This window comes from Sphingorhabdus sp. (assembly GCF_029865925.1).
GTDB lineage: Bacteria > Pseudomonadota > Alphaproteobacteria > Sphingomonadales > Sphingomonadaceae > Sphingorhabdus_B.
The window spans coordinates 1-19072 of the sequence record NZ_JARXAI010000062.1 but is presented as its reverse complement, the minus strand read 5'-3'; the positions used below and the strand labels follow the sequence as shown (position 1 = coordinate 19072).

General features: G+C 54.3%; 18 protein-coding genes. 14 read left to right on the top strand and 4 right to left on the bottom strand.

Features of this window, described 5'->3' with window-relative positions; translation table 11 throughout:
• The first annotated feature begins 17 nt into the window (after window positions 1–17).
• Together QE270_RS06255 and QE270_RS06250 are read left to right on the top strand one after the other, a co-directional pair.
• On the top strand, window positions 18–1109 hold the full coding sequence (locus tag QE270_RS06255) for a heavy-metal-associated domain-containing protein (protein ID WP_300036795.1): 1092 nt from the start codon (window positions 18–20) through the stop codon (window positions 1107–1109).
• 183 nt (window positions 1110–1292) lie between these two features.
• Entirely contained in the window at window positions 1293–1712 is a 420-nt protein-coding gene (locus QE270_RS06250) for a DnaA/Hda family protein (RefSeq protein ID WP_300036792.1), read from the top strand.
• Between the two features lies 1 nt (window position 1713).
• Here the strand turns inward: QE270_RS06250 and rnd are convergent, their stop codons facing one another.
• Window positions 1714–2910: a ribonuclease D gene (gene rnd / locus QE270_RS06245; protein WP_300036789.1), complete on the bottom strand. Its 1197-nt coding sequence runs from the start codon at window positions 2908–2910 to the stop codon at window positions 1714–1716.
• Window positions 2911–3004: 94 nt separating this feature from the next.
• On the opposite strand from rnd, the gene aspS reads away from it, so the two are divergent.
• Window positions 3005–4789 (top strand): aspartate--tRNA ligase, encoded by a 1785-nt coding sequence (gene aspS, locus QE270_RS06240; RefSeq protein ID WP_300036786.1) that lies wholly within the window; start codon window positions 3005–3007, stop codon window positions 4787–4789.
• A gap of 95 nt (window positions 4790–4884) precedes the next feature.
• Window positions 4885–5670 (top strand): polyphosphate kinase, encoded by a 786-nt coding sequence (locus tag QE270_RS06235; RefSeq protein WP_300036783.1) that lies wholly within the window; start codon window positions 4885–4887, stop codon window positions 5668–5670.
• On the opposite strand, the gene QE270_RS06230 is transcribed toward QE270_RS06235, so the two are convergent.
• Together QE270_RS06230 and QE270_RS06225 are read right to left on the bottom strand one after the other, a co-directional pair.
• The gene (locus QE270_RS06230; RefSeq protein ID WP_300036780.1) at window positions 5652–6140 is read right to left on the bottom strand and encodes a GreA/GreB family elongation factor; all 489 of its coding nucleotides are present in this window, start codon (window positions 6138–6140) and stop codon (window positions 5652–5654) included. The two genes, QE270_RS06235 and QE270_RS06230, sit on opposite strands and share 19 nt — an antisense overlap.
• Window positions 6141–6208: 68 nt before the next feature.
• Window positions 6209–8254 (bottom strand): lytic transglycosylase domain-containing protein, encoded by a 2046-nt coding sequence (locus QE270_RS06225; RefSeq protein WP_300036777.1) that lies wholly within the window; start codon window positions 8252–8254, stop codon window positions 6209–6211.
• An 87-nt stretch (window positions 8255–8341) separates the two neighbouring features.
• Here QE270_RS06225 and dapA point away from each other — a divergent pair, with 87 nt between their 5' ends.
• The 8 genes from dapA (at window position 8342) to alaS (ending at window position 16013) form a co-directional block, all read left to right on the top strand.
• The gene (dapA, locus tag QE270_RS06220) at window positions 8342–9217 is read left to right on the top strand and encodes a 4-hydroxy-tetrahydrodipicolinate synthase (protein WP_300036774.1); all 876 of its coding nucleotides are present in this window, start codon (window positions 8342–8344) and stop codon (window positions 9215–9217) included.
• Complete coding sequence (smpB, locus tag QE270_RS06215) at window positions 9217–9699, top strand: SsrA-binding protein SmpB (RefSeq protein WP_300036771.1); 483 nt, start codon at window positions 9217–9219, stop codon at window positions 9697–9699. Before dapA ends, smpB begins: the two co-directional genes overlap by 1 nt.
• The gene (locus QE270_RS06210) at window positions 9696–10262 is read left to right on the top strand and encodes a DUF2062 domain-containing protein (RefSeq protein ID WP_300036769.1); all 567 of its coding nucleotides are present in this window, start codon (window positions 9696–9698) and stop codon (window positions 10260–10262) included. The genes smpB and QE270_RS06210 overlap by 4 nt, the downstream gene beginning before the upstream one ends.
• Before the next feature lie 63 nt (window positions 10263–10325).
• A complete protein-coding gene (locus QE270_RS06205; protein ID WP_300036767.1) occupies window positions 10326–10475 on the top strand; it encodes a hypothetical protein in 150 nt (49 codons plus the stop codon).
• Between the two features lie 104 nt (window positions 10476–10579).
• Window positions 10580–11659, top strand: coding sequence for a recombinase RecA (recA, locus tag QE270_RS06200; protein ID WP_300036765.1), 1080 nt, complete (start codon window positions 10580–10582; stop codon window positions 11657–11659).
• Between the two features lie 191 nt (window positions 11660–11850).
• Window positions 11851–12669, top strand: coding sequence for an agmatinase (gene speB / locus QE270_RS06195; protein ID WP_300036763.1), 819 nt, complete (start codon window positions 11851–11853; stop codon window positions 12667–12669).
• An 11-nt stretch (window positions 12670–12680) separates the two neighbouring features.
• On the top strand, window positions 12681–13307 hold the full coding sequence (locus QE270_RS06190; protein ID WP_300036762.1) for a glutathione S-transferase: 627 nt from the start codon (window positions 12681–12683) through the stop codon (window positions 13305–13307).
• A gap of 63 nt (window positions 13308–13370) precedes the next feature.
• Entirely contained in the window at window positions 13371–16013 is a 2643-nt protein-coding gene (gene alaS, locus QE270_RS06185; protein ID WP_300036760.1) for an alanine--tRNA ligase, read from the top strand.
• A 159-nt stretch (window positions 16014–16172) separates the two neighbouring features.
• On the opposite strand, the gene QE270_RS06180 is transcribed toward alaS, so the two are convergent.
• Window positions 16173–17393 (bottom strand): NADP-dependent isocitrate dehydrogenase, encoded by a 1221-nt coding sequence (locus QE270_RS06180; protein WP_300036758.1) that lies wholly within the window; start codon window positions 17391–17393, stop codon window positions 16173–16175.
• Between the two features lie 152 nt (window positions 17394–17545).
• Here QE270_RS06180 and QE270_RS06175 point away from each other — a divergent pair, with 152 nt between their 5' ends.
• Both QE270_RS06175 and QE270_RS06170 read left to right on the top strand, forming a co-directional pair.
• Window positions 17546–18280, top strand: coding sequence for a phosphatidylserine decarboxylase (locus QE270_RS06175; protein ID WP_300036756.1), 735 nt, complete (start codon window positions 17546–17548; stop codon window positions 18278–18280).
• Complete coding sequence (locus tag QE270_RS06170) at window positions 18280–19047, top strand: phosphatidylcholine/phosphatidylserine synthase (RefSeq protein WP_300036753.1); 768 nt, start codon at window positions 18280–18282, stop codon at window positions 19045–19047. The genes QE270_RS06175 and QE270_RS06170 overlap by 1 nt, the downstream gene beginning before the upstream one ends.
• Window positions 19048–19072 lie beyond the last annotated feature (25 nt).

The window sequence follows — 19072 nt, the reverse complement described above, 5'->3', positions numbered from 1 at the left end:
CTTGGAATTCCATGCCTATGTCGCCTAAAGATGCTGCGATGACAATTTTCCGAACAAAATGGCTGCGCGTAGCGGCGATCGGCTTGCCTTTGGCGCTGGTTGGCGGCGGGATTGTTGTTGCGCAGATTGAAGGACCAAAGCGCGGAATAGCGCCGATCGCCAGCGCTGGTGACTTTGAAGTTACAGGCGTTTCGGTCAATGTGCTTGGCAATAATGCCTTTGATGCTCGAGAGAAGGGCTGGGAAGAGGCGCAACGCATTGCGTGGGCGGCATTGTGGCGCAAAACCCATGGCAACGCCGCGGCGGGCTTGTCCGATTCGACACTGGATGGCATCGTTGCTGCGATTGTTGTCGAACAGGAGCAGATTGGTCCGCGCCGTTATGTGGCAAAACTTGGTGTATTGTTCGACCGCGCGCGCGCAGGGCAATTGCTGGGTGTTAGCGGTGTAAAGAGGCGTTCTGCGCCATTGCTTCTCTTGCCGATAACCTATTCGGCAGGTGCACCAACGGTGTTTGAACAGCGCACATCATGGCAGCGCAGTTGGGCTAAATATCGAACGGCGGACAGCAATATTGATTATGTCCGGCCAAGCGGTGCCGGCGGCGAGTCGCTATTGTTGAACGCTGGCCAATCGGAAAGACGTAGCCGCATCTGGTGGCGCACTATTCTTGACCAATTTGGCGCGGCCGACGTCATCATTCCTATTGCACGGCTTGAGCGGCAATGGCCGGGCGGTCCTGTTATCGGTCGTTTCTCGGCGCGCTACGGATCGGATAACAGGTTTCTGGGTTCTTTCACGCTGCGCGCTGCTGATAGTGCGGGTATAGCTGCGATGATGGATCAGGCGGTTGTGCGAATGGATCAACTGTTACAATCCGCGTTTGTATCAGGACGGTTGCGTGCGGATGCATCGCTTGTGCTTGAACCCGAAGTTATCGAGGATGAGGAACTGGCGATAGAAGCTGAGGACAATGGTGTAATTGATGGGGACGCCTCTGAGCCTGGCAATGCCGGCACACCATCACTCGATGATGTGGTTAAGCCCATATTGCCAGAAGCGCAGAACCAGATGACGCCTGCGCCTGCTGTGCCGCAACCGCGGCCTTAAGCGCACTTAGCTGCACCGATGCACCAAATTGCCTTGCCTTTAGACGAGTTGCGCAGCGGCGCATCTTCCAGCCTTATTATCACGGAATGCAACGCTTCGGCCTTTGCGGGTCTCTCAAATGCCGCTGGCTGGGCAAAACGCTGTGCGATTTTAACTGGGCCCGCGCGATCCGGGAAAACGCTCATGGCGCGATATTTTTCGGGGCAGAACGGGACTGTCATCGACGAGGCAGAAGCGGCTCCTGCCGAAACATTGTTTAATGCATGGAACCGATCACAGGAAAGCGGCGTACCGTTATTGCTGATCTCGCGATGGCAGCCAGCAGAATGGAATATCTCGCTGCCCGATTTACAGTCGCGATTGGGGGCGGCATTGTTGCTTGATATCGCGCCGCCAGATGATGAAATGATTGAGCAATTGCTGCAAAAACAGCTTGCCGATCGCGGTGCCGCGATCAGTATGGACGCTTTAAGCTATGTGAAGCGCCGCATTGAACGCAGCTTTGCTGCAATCGAAAAATTTGCCCGGTCGGCAAACGCAATGGCACTGGCGGAAAATGCACCGGTCAATTTGACGTTGGTTAAAAAGGTGCTCGAAAGCTGATTTAAGCTGCGGTTTCTCGCACCATGCCTTCTTCATGCGTGCGCGTCATCTTGAGCTTGCCGTTTACGACTGCGAACGCAAGTCTGCCCTCCACCAGATCAAGCGCATCGTGGCCAAACTGTTCGAAGCGCCAGCCCGTGAGAACCTCAAGGTCATCGCGTTCTCCGGCGGCTAGGCGTTCCAATTCCTCCGTCCGTACAATCAGGCGCGGGGCAACGTTAATTTCGCGCGAGCGGATTTTCAGCAACAGCTTAAGCAGGTCAGCGACAAGCGATCCATCCTTGCCGCCGCCTGGAGACGATCGGCTTCGGTCGGGCAGATTGTCTCGTGCCATTGGCTGGCTGCCCTCGATCACAGCAAGCAGCCGCGCACCAATCTCATTATCCCGCCATGCCGGTGATAATCCCCGCACTTTCGGAAGGTCAGCCTGACTTTTGGGGGGATGCGCGGCAATATCGGCCAGCGTCTCATCTTTCATGATCCGCCCGCGCGGGATATTCTTGCGCTGCGCTTCCTTTTCGCGCCACGCGGCCATTGCCTGCAGCCTGCCGAGCACTTCGGGTTTGCGCGATTGCACCTTAATCCGCGACCATGCGTTTTCAGGATCGTTGCGATAATTGGCCGCGTCGGAAATTCGATCCATTTCGTCATTCAGCCAAACGCCGCGTCCGGTTGTCTTAAGCTTTTCCAACATCATCGGAAAGATGACCGACAAATGCGTGACATCGGCAATCGCGTAATCAATTTGGCGCTTATCAAGCGGACGGCGCGACCAATCAGTGAACCGTGCGCCCTTATCCAATTGAATACCCATCCAAAGGTCAACCAGATTGGAATAACCGATTTGTTCACCCTGACCGAGCGCCATAGCGGCAATCTGGGTATCAAACATTGGGTGCGGGGTCTTACCCGTCAGGTTAAAGAATATTTCGATATCCTGCCCGCCGGCATGGAATACCTTCAACACATCCTCATTATTGCACAGCAATTCCAGCATGGGCGTAAGGTCTAAACCTTCCGCTTTTGGGTCTATCGCTGCCGCTTCATTGGCGTCCGCCAATTGAACCAAGCACAAGTCGGGATAATAAGTATTTTCCCGCATGAATTCGGTGTCAACCGCGACAAAGGGCGATTGTGCAAGCCGTGCGCACAATTCGGCGAGACGTTTGCTGTCGGTGATAAGTGGATGAATCTGCATTGGGCGTTGCCCTAGCACCCATTCACGACTTGACAAAGTGCCGCTGCACTGTTGACAGGCGCGCTTTCCACAGCTTTTTTGAATTGAGCAAACAATGCACGTCTATCGTACGCACAAATGCGCCGAACTTCGCGATTCCCATGTGGGCGATACCGTCCGCCTGTCGGGATGGGTCCACCGTAAGCGGGACCATGGCGGCGTCTTGTTCGTCGATCTGCGCGACCATTATGGCATTACCCAGATTGTTGCGGATTCCGACAGCCCGGCCCTGCCGATTCTGGAAGCGTTGCGCCTGGAAAGCGTTATCACCATTGATGGCGAGGTAAAGGCCCGAAGCGCAGGGACGGTGAACACCAACCTGCCGACCGGGCAGATTGAAGTCTTTGCCCGCAGCGTCAATATTCTCAGCAAGTCCGAAGAGCTGCCATTGCCGGTCGCTGGCGAACAAGAATATCCTGAAGAGACCCGTCTCAAATATCGTTTCCTCGATTTGCGCCGCGAAACGCTGCACGCCAATATCGTCAAGCGCACCCAGATTATCCGGGAAACGCGCCACCGGATGGAAGACATCGGTTTCACAGAATATTCGACACCAATTTTGACTGCGTCCAGCCCCGAAGGCGCGCGTGACTTTTTAGTGCCAAGCCGTGTTCATCCCGGCAAATTCTTCGCGCTTCCACAGGCGCCGCAGCAGTATAAGCAATTGTTGATGGTGGCCGGCTTCGACCGCTATTTCCAGGTCGCACCATGCTTCCGCGACGAAGACCCGCGCGCCGACCGCTTGCCCGGGGAATTTTACCAGCTTGATCTGGAAATGAGCTTTGTCACCCAAGAAGAAATTTGGGACACAATGGAGCCAGTGATGGCTGGCGTATTCGAATCATTCGCTGATGGCAAAAAAGTAACGCCAGCAGGGCAGTTTCCGCGCATTCCGCATTCAAAAGCGATGCTCGATTACGGCACTGACAAGCCCGATCTGCGCAACCCGCTTATCATCCATGACGTCACTGACCATTTCAAGACATCGGGCTTCGGGCTGTTTGAACGCATTGTTGAAGGTGGCGGTGTGGTCCGCGCCATTCCTGCGCCAAAGACTGCTGACAAGAGCCGTAAATTTTTCGATGACATGAACGAATGGGCACGCAGCGAAGGCCACGCAGGCCTTGGCTACGTCACACGCAAGGGTGGCGAGTTTGGCGGCCCAATCGCCAAGAACCATGGCGAAGAGGGCATGCTCGCGCTCTATGACGCGATTGGCCTTGGCCCAGACGATGGCTGCTTCTTTGCCGCGGGCAAGGAAGAACAAGCTGCAAAGCTGGCGGGCGCGGCACGTACGCGCAGCGGCGAGCAGCTAGACCTGATCGAAAAAGATGCCTTCCGCTTTTGCTGGATTATCGACTTCCCGTTCTACGCGTGGAGCGAAGAGGACAAGAAGGTCGACTTTGCCCACAACCCCTTCTCTATGCCACAGGGCGGGCTGGAGGCGTTGGAAACGCAAGACCCGCTTACCATCAAGGCTTATCAATATGATATGGTCTGTAATGGCTATGAGCTCGCCTCCGGCTCGATCCGGAACCAGCACCCAGACCTAATGGTCAAGGCATTCGAACTCACTGGGCTTACGTCGGCCGACGTTGAAGAGCGCTTTGGCGGCATGTATCGCGCATTCCAATTTGGTGCGCCCCCGCATGGTGGCATGGCCGCAGGGGTGGACCGGATGGTTATGCTTTTGTGCGGTGTTCAAAATCTGCGGGAGATCACCCTTTTCCCGATGAACCAACGCGCCGAAGACCTTTTGATGGGCGCGCCATCGCCTGCCATGGCTAAGCAACTACGCGAATTGAATATTCGTGTTGTGGAACAGCCGCCGAAGGCTTGATTTCGACGACAAGATTGCGTGCGTGCTCTGTCCCTGTTGGAGACAGGCGTGCGCTTCTGCTTGTTTATGCGGGCAATAGGTGCTGGAACGTCGGCATGTCTATTGACCTTTCCCAATATGAATCCGGTAAAAAGTATAACGGCACCTATGACAATGACCTGAAAGACCTTCAGGATCGAATGTCGAAGTTACAGGCGCTGCATATTCTGCATGGAGCGCGCACCTTAATCATTTTCGAAGGCTGGGACGCCGCCGGAAAGGGTGGGGCTATCAAACGCATGACATCATCGCTTGATCCGCGATATTATGAGGTTTTCTCTATCATTGCGCCTACGGTAGAAGAAAAGGATAAGCATTTCCTGTGGCGGTTCTGGAACAAATTGCCGGGCAAAAAGGAAATCAGCATTTGGGACCGGAGCCATTATGGCCGCGTGCTTGTCGAGCGTGTCGAGGGATTTTGCACAGAAGCCGAATGGCGGCGCGGTTATGACGAGATTAATGAATTTGAAGCGCGTCAGGGAGAAATCGGAACAAAAATTATCAAGATATTTCTGCATGTGACCGCCGACATGCAGGACAAGGTTTTGACTGAACGGCTAGATGACCCGGCAAAACGGTGGAAAGTTACTGCAGAGGATTTTCGCAACCGGGAAAAGCGGGCCGACTATCTCGTAGCGCTAAAAGATATGTTTAAGCGTACACATACCCATTGGGCACCATGGACTGTTATTGATGGCAACAACCAGAAAGCGGCCCGGATTGCTGTGCTTACGCATGTGATTGCGGAGCTCGAGAAAAGTGTGCCGCAGGAATTTCCAGATGCAAATCCGGACATTGTCACTTTGGCCCAGCGAGCGATTGGTTACTCTGCCAAAGGGTAATCGATACGCACCACTTCCCATTCCTTGGGACCAGTCGGCAAAGTTATGGTTTTAACGTCACCCACGCGCGCGCCGCGCAATGCACGGGAAAGAGGGGCGTTCCAGCCGATACGGCCAATGCTGGCATCCGTTTCATCATCGCCGACGATGGTAATGGTGCGCGCAAGGTCGTCGTTATCAGCAATAGTTACACATGCGCCGAAGAAAATCCGGCTTCGGTCCTCCTGCTTTGATGGATCAAGTATTTGGGCCACTTTCATTTTTTTGGAGAGCTGGCCCAGTTCCCTGTCAATCGCACGCAGTTTCTGGCGACCATATATGTAATCGCCGTTTTCGCTGCGGTCGCCATTGCCCGCTGCCCAGTGGACGATTTCGACGACGGCAGGGCGGTCGATAGCAAACAACTGTTCGTAACGCGCACGTAATGCTGCAAACCCGGAAGGGGTGATCGGGTTGGTGCGTTCGGCCATCGACCCTCCTTACGCGGTCGTGCGGTAAAAAGTCGAGACAGCGCTGCCGCGCGTCAATTTCAATCTGCTTAGCCGATAGGATGAATCTCGTTGGGCGTTGCTTTGCCTAAATACGTCGTGAGCGGCGTTGCAGAGCGCACCCGCGCTTTTTCGGGGTGCAGATGGTCATACATCACGGCATTCTCGAGTACGCGATACACATAATCGCGCGTCTCGCTGAGCGGGATTTTCTCAATCCACTCCATCATATCGATGCTACCGGTGCGTGGATCACCATATGCCTTAAGCCATTTGTTCACATTGCCCGGCCCGCCATTATAGGCAGCGATGGCCAGAGGATAGCTTCCGCCGAAATAAGTAAGCATGCGTTCAATATAGGTCGCGCCAAGTGCGATATTATAATCAGTGTCGACCGTTAGCGCATCTGGGCGATACGCCATGGCAATCTTGCCTGAGGTTTCGCGCGCTGTTCCGGGCATGAGCTGCATGAGGCCACGCGCGCCTGCGCCGCTGACAGCTGCCCTATCGAACTGGCTCTCTTGGCGCATGATGGCGTGGGCAAGCGTCCATGTCTGGATATGGGCAGCGGGGACGTTGACGGTTGGGTAGCTATTTCCAAGCAGGTCTGGAATGCCCGCACTACGCGCGCTGCGTCCAACCATCACAGCCAAATCCGGGCGCCCGAGTTTCTGCGAAAGCCCTACAGCTGCAACATAGTCATTCTTGTCGCTGGTGTTGCGCGCGATAGCCCGGAAAAAATTGCTTTGGTCGCGCCAGCTTCCATATTTGGATGCAAGCGCGGCCGCCAGAAGGACGTCAGGAACGCTGCCTTCCGCAATTACGGGGGTGGCGGCAGCAACATGAGGCACATTTGGCATCGGCCGGCGTAATTGCTCCAGCGCCAGTTGGCCAAAAAAGCTTTCGTAAAAGACGGCCGCTTGCTCATGAAAACGGTTAGCTGACGCAAAATCGCCAGCCTTTGCAGCGGCTTTTCCTGCCCAATAGAGCCCCTTAGACCGGGTTTGGGGAGATTTTGCAGCAGCGGCGTAACGTTCAAACATCGCGACAGCGTCGCGTGGGCGGCCAAACTGCTCCAACGCGACGGAACCTGCTAACCAAGTCAGACTGGTATAGCGGTCACGCGTTGCGATATCTTGATCAAGCATAAGGACGCCGGATGGTATTGCGTCGTCAACACGCGAGGCGATACGATAGGCCAAGTCATATTGGCCATCATCTTTGGCCGCCTGCGCGTGCGTGAGAAGTAATTGATACCAATCTTTTAACACGGGTGCAGGAGCCGCCAGTATGCTTCGGTTTGCCAGCAGAGTTCGCGCACCGAAGCTGTTACCCGATGCGCGTAGAGCGTCGACCCGCGCGGCGATGAGGCTTGCTTCGCTATTGGCAGAAGTACCGACCTCGTTTACTTTAAAGTCTGCGTCTGGTGCTTTTAGGCGGAGGGCAAGCGCAGCCGCAAAAGCCGGTCGACGTTGCGGGGAGGTATACGCAATCCAACGTTCTGCGGCGCTGGTTGAGCTTGCCCATAACAATCGGTCAACGTGGGCGTCATGATCTGCCGCATTAAATCTGCTGCCGGCAAAACGGTACAGTCGCGCCTCATCATCATTATTCAAAGGCCCACTGCGCCACGCTTCGCGCGCTTGTGTTTCAGCGCGCATTTTGTCTCCCGATGCATCAAGTGCAATGGCGAATTTGGCGCGGCCGGTGTTTGTTAGTGGGGGCAATCGGTCGAAATAGGCAACAACTTGGCTTGGCGAGTAAGACAAGGGGTTAATAGCTTGCTCGGCTTTTTTACGCATTTCCTCGGTGTTTGGCCAATCGGGATAAAGCATCAAAAAAGATGCATAGTCGCTGAAGCTGAAATTGCCGACTGCGCTTAACTTTCTCCATCGTTCTAACGCGGCGGGAATCTTGCCTTCGCTTGGGTCATAAGCCACTGGCATCGCTACTGTTTGTCCGGATGGCGGTGAAACTGTGCCGTTGCCGGTCCCAGATTGCCATATTATGGGCTGTGTTTCCTGGACGGATGCCGAAGTCGCTAAAGGAATAATCAGCATCGATGCTGAAATGAGATGCTTTACCGTGCTGGACATATTATGTGCCCCATCCTTATCAGTTGCTGAATGAACGACTATATAGCCACAAGCGGCTATTATGGCCCAGAATGAAAGTCCTATGCTATGTTTTCGGGATCAATACCGGCCCTAGTGACTCCTTTTTACGACGGAGCGTTTAGCGAAAAGCATTTTCGCGCCTTGATCGATTGGCAAATCGATCAAGGCTCCAGTGCGCTTGTGCCGGCAGGGACCACTGGCGAAGCATCAACGCTGTCAAATGCCGAGCATCATCGTGTTATTGAAGTGTGTATTGAACACGCCGCTGGCCGTGTTCCCGTTATCGCTGGTTGCGGGTCGAACGACACTAACAATGCGGTTCTGCACTTGAACTTTTCAAAGAAAAGCGGGGCGGCCGCTGGGCTGGTAGTTGCGCCATATTACAACCGTCCCAATCAGGAGGGTATATACGCGCACTTTGAACATATGACGAAGAAGAACGACTTGCCCATCGTGCTGTACAATGTACCTGCACGGACGGTGACCGATATCAAACCCGAAACTGTTGCGCGGCTTGCGAAGCTTCCTACGGTAATCGGCATCAAGGACGCGAGCGGAGATATGCCCCGTGTCACCGATCACCGCTTGGCTTGCGGACCGGATTTCTGCTTGCTGTCGGGCGTTGACGAGCAGTCGCTTGCTTTCAACGCTGCGGGAGGCAGGGGGTGTATTTCAGTTACAGCTAATGTCGCGCCGAAGCTTTGCGCTGCATTTCAGGCGGCATGTGCCTTGGGCGATTACGATCTTGCACGCCAACTGAATGACAAGCTGTATCCCCTTCATTTGGCGTTGTTTTCTGATGCATCTCCTGGGCCAATAAAATATGCATTGTCGCGTGTTATTGAAGGATTTCCAACAGAATTGCGTTTGCCAATGACGCCGCCAAGCGAGGCGAGCCGTCGACAGGTGGACGCCGCCTTGGAGAATGCAGGCCTAATCTAATGACCCGCCCAAAGCCCGAAGCCTTTAACAAAGTGAAAACGGTCGCTGAAAACCGGCGGGCGCGGTATGATTTTCATATCGATGATAAATATGAGGCGGGTATTGTCCTTACTGGTACGGAGGTAAAGTCACTTCGGTTTGGCGAAGGGTCAATCGCCGAAAGCTATGCCGAGGTGCGCGATGACCAAATTTGGCTCATCAATGCCAACATACCCGAGTTTAGCCACGGCAACCGCAATAACCATGAGCCAAAACGCCCGCGAAAACTGCTGCTTAACGAACGTGAAATACATAAGCTTCATGGCGCGGTTATGCGGCAAGGAATGACGCTTGTTCCGCTTTCGATTTATTTTAATGGTAGGGGTAGGGCAAAGGTTGAGCTTGCATTGGCAAAGGGTAAAAAGGCACCTGATAAAAGGGCGACAGAAAAAGAACGCGACTGGAAGCGGGAACAAGGCCGGATCATGCGGGACCGCGGATGAGTAAATTTAACGCCTGGCTTCAGCAGCAAGCGCCAACACGTGACAGCTTTGAGCGCAGTCGCTTCTTGCGACCGTTTGCGCAGCGCGTTTTCCATCCGGCGCTTTGGCGTTTTACGCGTCGCTCCGTCCCGCGCGGTGTAGCACTTGGCTTGCTGGTGGGCATTTTTCTTTTGATACCTGGTGTGCAAATTGCAGGCGTGGCGCTTTTGGCACTACCTTTCAGGGCCAATATTCCCATCGGCGCAGCCATGACCTTTCTGAGCATGCCTGCGACAACTCCGTTTATCTTGTTCGGATCGGTTTACGTTGGCGAGTCCGTGCTTCGCTTAAACAATGGGTCGGGCCACTTTTACCAGCTGATAGAGACTTCCGCGCCACTTTCTGCTTGGGGTGACTATGTCTGGAACGAAGCCCCACTTGCACTTTTGCAGGGCATTGCCGGGCTTGCCATAATTTCTATCGGTATGGCTATCATAGGCTATTTTATCGCAGCGTTGTTCTGGCGTTGGCGGGTGAGCGTGAAATGGCGACGCCGGTCGAAAGCAATTGCGTCTGGTGGATAAGCCTTTGGAGGCATCGTTCCGTCCGTTGTAGTCGTTTCCCATATCTTTCCGGGGAGTATAAGCATGAATTTCGCTAATAAGCTGGCACTGGCCGCTTCTGTGTCACTGGCGTCACTAGCAACACCCTCTTTTGCGCAAGATGCGCAGCAGCCGTCGCAGAAAATTAGCAAAGACGGCGCGCAACTGGGCACTTTCGGTTTTGAAATAGCATAAATAAATTTTTTTGTTCTGCTCTTGTTCTTTTAGAACAGAAGGTGTACATAGCTGTTATTCTGGAAGGGTTTTCGGAACCAGGCATGACGCTAAGGAGTGGGAAAATGGCAGCAAGTCTCAAAATTATTGACGGGAATCAGGCAAACGGTATGAAAAATTCGGAACGTGAAAAGGCACTAGAAGCAGCCTTGGCGCAAATTGATCGCGCATTCGGTAAGGGTTCAGCGATGAAGCTGGGCAGCCGTGAAGCGATTAGCATTGATGCGGTGTCGACTGGCTCGCTTGGGCTCGACATAGCGCTTGGCATTGGTGGATTGCCAAAAGGCCGCGTGATTGAAATTTACGGCCCTGAAAGCTCGGGTAAGACAACGCTGACTCTGCACGTAATTGCAGAGGCGCAGAAGGCGGGTGGTACCGCGGCATTCATTGACGCGGAGCATGCGCTTGACCCCGGCTATGCCAAGAAGCTTGGTGTGGATATCGATAATTTGATCGTGTCTCAGCCTGATACGGGTGAGCAGGCGCTTGAGATCGCCGATACGCTCGTGCGTTCAAACGCGGTGGATATCATTGTGATCGACTCGGTGGCTGCACTCGTTCCGCGCGCAGAAATCGAGGGCGAGATGGGCGATAGCCATGTTGGTCTGCAAGCGCGATTGATGAGCCAAGCGCTCCGCAAAATCACCGGCTCGATAAGCCGTTCGAACTGCATGGTTATTTTCATCAACCAGATTCGTATGAAGATTGGTGTGATGTACGGTTCGCCTGAAACGACAACGGGCGGCAATGCGTTGAAATTTTATGCGTCGGTGCGTTTGGACATCCGCCGCACGGGCCAAATCAAGGCAGGTGAAGATATTGTGGGTAACACGACCCGCGTGAAGGTTGTGAAGAACAAGGTGGCTCCGCCGTTTAAGCAGGTCGAATTTGATATCATGTATGGCGAAGGCATTTCCAAAACGGGTGAACTGCTCGATCTGGGTGTGAAGGCCGGATTGGTTGAGAAATCAGGTAGCTGGTTCAGCTATGATTCGATCCGTATCGGGCAAGGTCGCGAGAATTCGAAAAGTTACCTGACTGAAAATCCTGAAGTTGCGGCGCGGTTGGAAGCAGCCATCCGCGGAAAGACGGAAGAAGTGGCTGAGGTCCTGATGACAGGCCCCGAAGCGGACGACGACGTTTAAAACGACAGCTTCCCTTTTTTAAGAACAAGCGCGGCCTTGCCTGAGGCTGCTGCTTTCGACCCGCCCTGGTCCACCCTGGGGCGGGTCATTTGTGTCTGCTTAGGTTGAGGCTTCGCTATTGGGGCGCATAAAGGCAAAGCTAGAGCCGCACGAGACTTGACAGATATGATAGCGGCGGCCCAACTGCCCATATGAAGCCTATCATTCATCTTATTGGATTACCAACCGACCAAAACAGCTCATTCGAGCGCGGTGCTGCCCTTGCACCGGCCGCAATCCGCGCGGCCTTGTGGAGCGACCGGGGCAATCTGTTTGCGCAATCGGGCCATAAAATCGGCACAGATATCGCGTTCAAAGACCTTGGCGATCTGCCGCTGTCGGACGTCGACCGTGTTGCCGATGATGCGATGATCAAACAGGCGGTCACCGAGACTATGGATGCCGGTGCGATCCCACTATCACTCGGCGGGGACCATGCCGTAACTTTTCCAATTGTTGCAGCGTTGGCAGCGCGGCACGGGCCGCTTAACATCCTACATTTTGATGCGCATCCAGATATCTATGCCGATTTTGAAGGTAACCCGCGCAGCCATGCGTCGCCTTTTGCACGGATATTAGAAGCCGGCCATGCAACGCGCCTAGTGCAGGTTGGTATTCGCACATTGAACACGCATTGCCGCGAACAGGCCGAACGCTACAATGTCGAAATCATTCCCATGCTAAACTTCCAGGCAGCGCAAGTGCCCGCACTTGACGGCCCATTGTATATCAGCATCGATCTGGATGGCATTGACCCGTCCGAAGCGCCTGGCGTGGCGCATCCAGAGCCCGGTGGTTTGACCATACGCGAGTTATTGTCCGTCCTTGCCAAACAGAAGGCGCACATTGTTGGTGCGGACATTGTGGAGCTTAATCCCACACGCGATGTGAACGACATTACCGCTATCGTCGCCGCAAAGCTTGTGCGGGAAGTTGCCGCGCATATACATCAAAATAACGACCAATCATAAAGGGAACAGCCATGAGCATCATTGTACACCATCTCAATAACTCCCGTTCGCAGCGCATCTTGTGGTTGCTCGAAGAGTTGAATCTTCCTTATGACATCCGCCATCATGCGCGCGATGCGGTGACCAACCTCGCGCCAGATGCACTCTTAAAGGTCCATCCATTGGGCAAGTCGCCGATGATTGAAGATGACGGGAAACTGATTTTCGAATCCGCCGCCATCGTGGAATATCTGTGCGAGCGTCATAATGGGGGGCATCTTGTCCCAGCGCGCGATACCGATCTGCATATCCGCTACCTGGAATTCATGCACTTTGCCGAAGGTTCGGTGATGACACCAATCTTGCTTAACCTTTACACCGCGCGCTTGGGCGAAGCTGCTGCGCCTTTGCACCCGCGTATCCAGCAACAATTGGACAGCCATTTTGCATTTATGGATGAGACCCTGAAAGCCACAGGTTGGTTTGTCGGGGACAGCCTGACCGGTGCCGATATCATGATGAGCTTTCCCGCCGAAGCGGCCGTCAAAATGGGTAAGGCTGCAAACCTGCCAAACCTTTCGGCTTTTGTCGAAAAAATCCATGCACGCCCCGCGTTTCAAACCGCATTGGAAAAGGGCGGGCCTTATGCCTATGCGTAAAGGGACCACAAACTGCATATCTGGCTTGCAGCATAGCGAGTCGTTCCCTAAGTCGCTGACACTATGACATCGTCCAATGATATTCGCCGCGGCTTCCTCGATTATTTCGGTGGTGCCAAACATGACGTGGTGCAGTCCGCGCCACTCGTGCCGTATAACGACCCAACATTGATGTTCGTCAATGCCGGGATGGTACCCTTCAAAAATGTGTTCACCGGCCTTGAAAGCCGCGAAACGCCGCGTGCAGCTTCAAGTCAGAAATGCGTGCGCGCAGGCGGCAAGCATAATGATCTAGACAATGTCGGGTACACCGCGCGTCACCACACATTTTTCGAAATGATCGGCAATTTCTCGTTCGGCGATTATTTTAAAGAACAAGCGATCACCCATGCATGGACGCTGCTGACCAAAGAATGGGGTCTTGACCCGTCGCGTTTGACGACCACGGTCTATCATACGGATGACGAGGCGTTTGACCTGTGGCGCAAGATTGCCGGGCTTCCCGAAGAACGCATCATCCGGATTTCGACCAACGATAACTTCTGGTCAATGGGCGACACTGGACCTTGTGGGCCATGCAGCGAAATATTCTATGACCATGGCGATCATATTTTCGGCGCTCCGCCTGGAAGCCCCGATGAAGATGGCGACCGTTTCGTCGAAATCTGGAACCTCGTGTTCATGCAGTTCGAGCGGCAGGACGATGGGACGGACGTGCCATTGCCCAAGCCATCGATCGACACTGGTATGGGGCTTGAGCGCATTGCAGCGGTCATGCAGGGCGTTCCTGACAATTACGACACAGACACCTTCAAAGCACTGATTAATGCCTCTGAAGAGCTCACAGGCACAAAAGCTGTCGGCGAGCAAAAGGCAAGCCATCGCGTGATCGCAGACCATTTGCGGTCGACAAGCTTCTTGCTGGCCGATGGTGTTATGCCATCCAATGAAGGTCGCGGCTATGTCTTGCGCAGGATCATGCGCCGGGCGATGCGCCACGCGCATATTCTTGGCGCGAAAGAGCCGCTGATGCACCGTCTGGTTGATAGTCTTGCCGCCGAAATGGGTGCGGCTTACCCCGAACTCTTGCGCGCGCAGTCGTTGATTGAAGCAACGTTAAAGCAGGAAGAAACACAATTCCGACGGACGCTCGATAAGGGCATTAAGCTGCTTGATGAAGCAACGGCTGGTATGACGTCGGGCGATATTTTAGCGGGCGATACCGCGTTTAAGCTCTATGACACGTTCGGTTTTCCATATGATCTCACCGAAGACGCGCTGCGTGCGCAGGGCTTTGGCATTGATCAGGCTGGCTTTGAAACCGCGATGAATAATCAAAAAGCGATGGCACGCGCCGCTTGGAAGGGTTCTGGCGCGAAGGCATCTGATGATGTGTGGTTCGACATTGCCGAACGCGCCAGCGCGACCGAATTCACTGGCTATGCCGCAAGCGAAGGCGAGGGGCAGGTGGTGGCTCTCGTTAAAGACGGCATCGAAGTGCAATCGGCAGCGGCCAACGACGCCGTTACTGTCATTACCAATCAAACACCCTTTTATGGCGAAAGCGGCGGCCAGATGGGCGATGCTGGCGTTATTTCAAGCAGCAATATGCGCGGTGAAGTAACGGACACCACAAAGCCGCTCGGGCGTTTGCATGCGCATCAGGTGACAATTGGTACAGGCGAGATCAAGGTTGGCGATTTTGTCACGTTGAAGATCGACACTGAACGCCGTGATTCACTGCGCGCGAACCATAGCGCCACGCATTTGCTGCATGCATCGCTGCGCAATCGTCTTGGCGAGCATGTGACGCAAAAGGGCAGCTTGGTCGCGCCAGACCGCTTGCGCTTCGACTTCTCGCATAATCAGGCAGTCGGTCCGCAAGATATCGCGCTGATTGAGGCTGATGTGAATGCGCAAATCCGCGGGAACCAAGCGGTCACAACCCGGTTGATGACCCCGGATGATGCCGTTGCCGCTGGTGCGCTTGCATTGTTCGGTGAGAAATATGGCGACGAAGTCCGCGTTCTGACGATGGGCAAAACGGACGACAGCCATTACTCGCTCGAACTATGCGGAGGCACCCATGTCAACGCATTGGGTGACATCGCTTTGTTCACGATCGTATCCGAAGGCGCCGTGGCAAGCGGCATACGCCGTATCGAGGCGCTGACGGGAGAGGCCGCACGCTTGTGGCTTGTTGGCCGTGAAACACAATTGAAGAACGTGGCCGCGATGTTGAAGACCGCACCGGACGAAGTAAGCGCGCGCATCGAAACGCTTATCAGCGAACGCAAGCGCATGGAAAAAGAGCTTTCCGAAGCAAAGAACGCATTGGCGCTGTCCGGTGGTAACGGCCCCAAGGCCGAAGCCGAGAAAATCGGTGATGTCACTTTCATAGGGCAGGTCATCACTGGAATTGAACCGAAGGCTCTCCGCGGCCTCGCGGATGAGCAGATGAAGGCCATCGGCGCGGGCATCGTGGCGATCATTGCTGCCAATGAAAATAGCAATACTGTTGTCGTGGCTGTTTCACCTGCATATCATGGCACAGTGGCGGCGCCAGATCTTGTGCGTGCGGCAACCGAAGCCATGGGTGCGCAAGGTGGTGGCGGACGTCCGGACATGGCGCAAGGCGGTGGTCCAGCGGGCGCGGAGTTGGCGCAGGCCGCACTGGACGCAATCAAGGCAAAGATAGCCGGATAAGAGGTGTGCACTTACGCTTTGGGGGCTTCTTCAAGGCCTCCATCTTGCTGTATCTCCCGCCTGACATGTACCTTCCCCATATGCTGCATGAGTAGGGCAGGGCAATAAAAAAGCGCGAGAGTTGCCGCCCGCGCTTCGATGTTTTCAAAAGGGTTGGATTTACATCCAGCTGCCCATTTTGATTTCGAGATTGGCGCGCACTTGCTCGAAGAATTGCTCCGTGGTCATCCACGCCTGATCCGGACCGATCAGGATTGCGAGATCCTTTGTCATCTGGCCGTCTTCAACAGTCTGGATGCACACTTCCTCAAGCGTTTCTGCAAAGCGTGTAACGTCTGGCGTTTCGTCAAATTTGCCACGGAATTTTAGGCCGCCAGTCCATGCGAAGATTGACGCAATCGGGTTGGTCGACGTCGCCTTGCCCTGCTGATGCTGGCGGAAGTGGCGCGTGACCGTGCCGTGCGCGGCTTCTGCTTCAACAGTCTTGCCATCTGGCGTCATCAGAATGGAGGTCATAAGGCCAAGAGAACCAAAGCCCTGCGCAACCTGATCGGACTGCACGTCGCCGTCATAATTCTTACAAGCCCAGATGAACTTTCCTGACCATTTAAGCGCCGAAGCAACCATATCGTCGATCAAACGATGTTCGTAGACAATGCCCAGCTCCTTGAACTTTTCGGCGAATTCTGTCTCGAACACTTCCTGAAACAGGTCCTTGAACCGACCATCATAATATTTCAGGATCGTATTCTTGGTGGACAGATAGACCGGCCATTCGCGGGTGACGCCATAATTCAAGGACGCCCGCGCAAAGTCGCGGATGGAGTCATCGAGATTGTACATAGCCAGTGCAACGCCGGGTGACGGGTAACGAAACACTTCTTCGTCAATCCGCTGGCCATCATCGCCATCCCACACAAGACGAAGCGTGCCAGGACCAGGGACGAGGAAATCGGTTGCGCGATATTGGTCACCAAAAGCATGACGGCCAATAACAATTGGGTCCGTCCAGCCGGGGATCAAGCGCGGTACGTTATCAATGACGATTGGTTCACGGAAGACGACGCCACCAAGGATATTGCGGATGGTGCCGTTGGGTGATTTCCACATTTTCTGCAGGCCGAATTCTTCAACGCGGGCCTCATCTGGTGTAATAGTAGCGCATTTCACGCCGACGCCGAACTCGCGAATGGCATTGGCGGATTCAACGGTAACCTTGTCATTGGTCTTGTCCCGATATTCCATGCCTAAATCATAATATTTAAGGTCGATATCGAGATATGGCAAAATGAGACGTTCGCGTATCCACTCCCAAATGATACGAGTCATCTCGTCGCCATCGAGTTCAACGACCGGGTTTTTGACCTTAATTTTTGCCATGGCAGAGAGAACTTTCCATTAGGGAGATGGGTTGTTGATCGGTGCCATAGCAAAGTCTGCCATTTGTTCAACCACCACCCTGATATTGTTGGAAGATGGTGGAACTGGCATCTAAGGTTGTAAGATTGCGAGGTATCCCCTAGCTAAGCGTAATGAGTAGACAAGAATTGACAAACCGGGGCTCCGGCGTCGCGAAATGGTCGTTTCCTCCCATTCACCCCGAGGGCCGTAAATTCGGACTTATCGCCGCTGGCATAACCCTGTTTTTTGCCTTTATGGCGTGGGAAACGCTGGCATGGCCCATGGGCGCCGTTACTGTTTGGACATTGTCATTCTTCCGTGATCCAGCGCGTGCGACACCCATTGATGAACGCTTTGTTGTCGCGCCGGCCGACGGACTTGTGACCTTGATCGAAAAAGTTCACCCGCCTGTTGAATTGCGCGGACCTTATGGACTTGGCGACCAGCCAATGACCCGCGTGTCGATTTTTATGAGCGTGTTTGATGTGCACATCAACCGGACACCCATTCGCGGCACAATTAAGCGCGTTGTGTATATTGCCGGAAAATTTCTGAACGCTGACCTTGATAAGGCCAGCGAGGAAAACGAACGCCAGCATTTCCTTGTTGAACGCAGCGATGGCGTCCGCATTGGTTTTACACAAATTGCCGGATTGGTTGCGCGCCGCATTGTTGCCTTCGTCAAAGAAGGGGACAGCGTTGCCAATGGCCAACGTGTCGGCCTCATCCGTTTTGGCAGCCGTGTTGACGTTTATTTGCCCCATGGCACGTCTTCGCGGGTCATAAAGGGCCAGCGTTGCGTTGCTGGTGAAACGGTTCTCGCTGAAATCGGCGTGGATCAGGACCTGATCGCCGTCGCGCATTGATGGGCGCGCATTCCTCCCGGCCTGGAATTCCTTTACGGGCACTTGCCCCGAATGCTGTTACTGCTTTTGCACTATGCACCGGCTTGTCCGGCGCGTGGTTTGCGATGCAGGGGCGTTGGGAAAACGCGGTGGCGGCTATCGTCATTGCCGGTGTGCTCGACGCCATGGACGGACGCATTGCGCGTATGTTGAAGGGCGAGAGCCGCTTTGGTGCTGAACTGGACTCGCTATCTGACGTTATTGCGTTCGGGGCAACGCCGGCGTTGATCATATATATGTGGGTTATGCAGGACATGCCGCGCTTTGGCTGGACAATATCGGTATTTTTTGTGCTCTGCGCCGCGCTTCGACTGGCACGGTTTAACGCGCAGATCGACACCGAAAACCAACCACATAAATCTGCCGGATTTAACACAGGCGTTCCATCGCCGCCGGGCGCCGCGCTGGCACTGCTGCCGATGATGATCTGGTTTGAGACGGGTGCAGAGTGGGTACGTGACTATCGCCTCCTTGCCCCTTGGCTTTTGCTTTGTGCATTTTTGATGGTTTCCAATGTTGCAACCTATAGCTGGTCGTCGATTAAGATCCGGCGCAGCGTTCGCTTTATGGCGCTCGCCGCGGTTAGCTTGTTTGTGGCAACGTTGGTTGCTGCGCCTTGGGTTGCCCTCATTGGTGTTGGTATCTTATACGCCGGAATGCTGCCATTCAGTATGATGAGCTATGCCCGCATCAAAAAGTCGCAACGGACCTTTTCCGAAGCCACTTGACCTCCGTTCCGCAGGGGCTATGTTC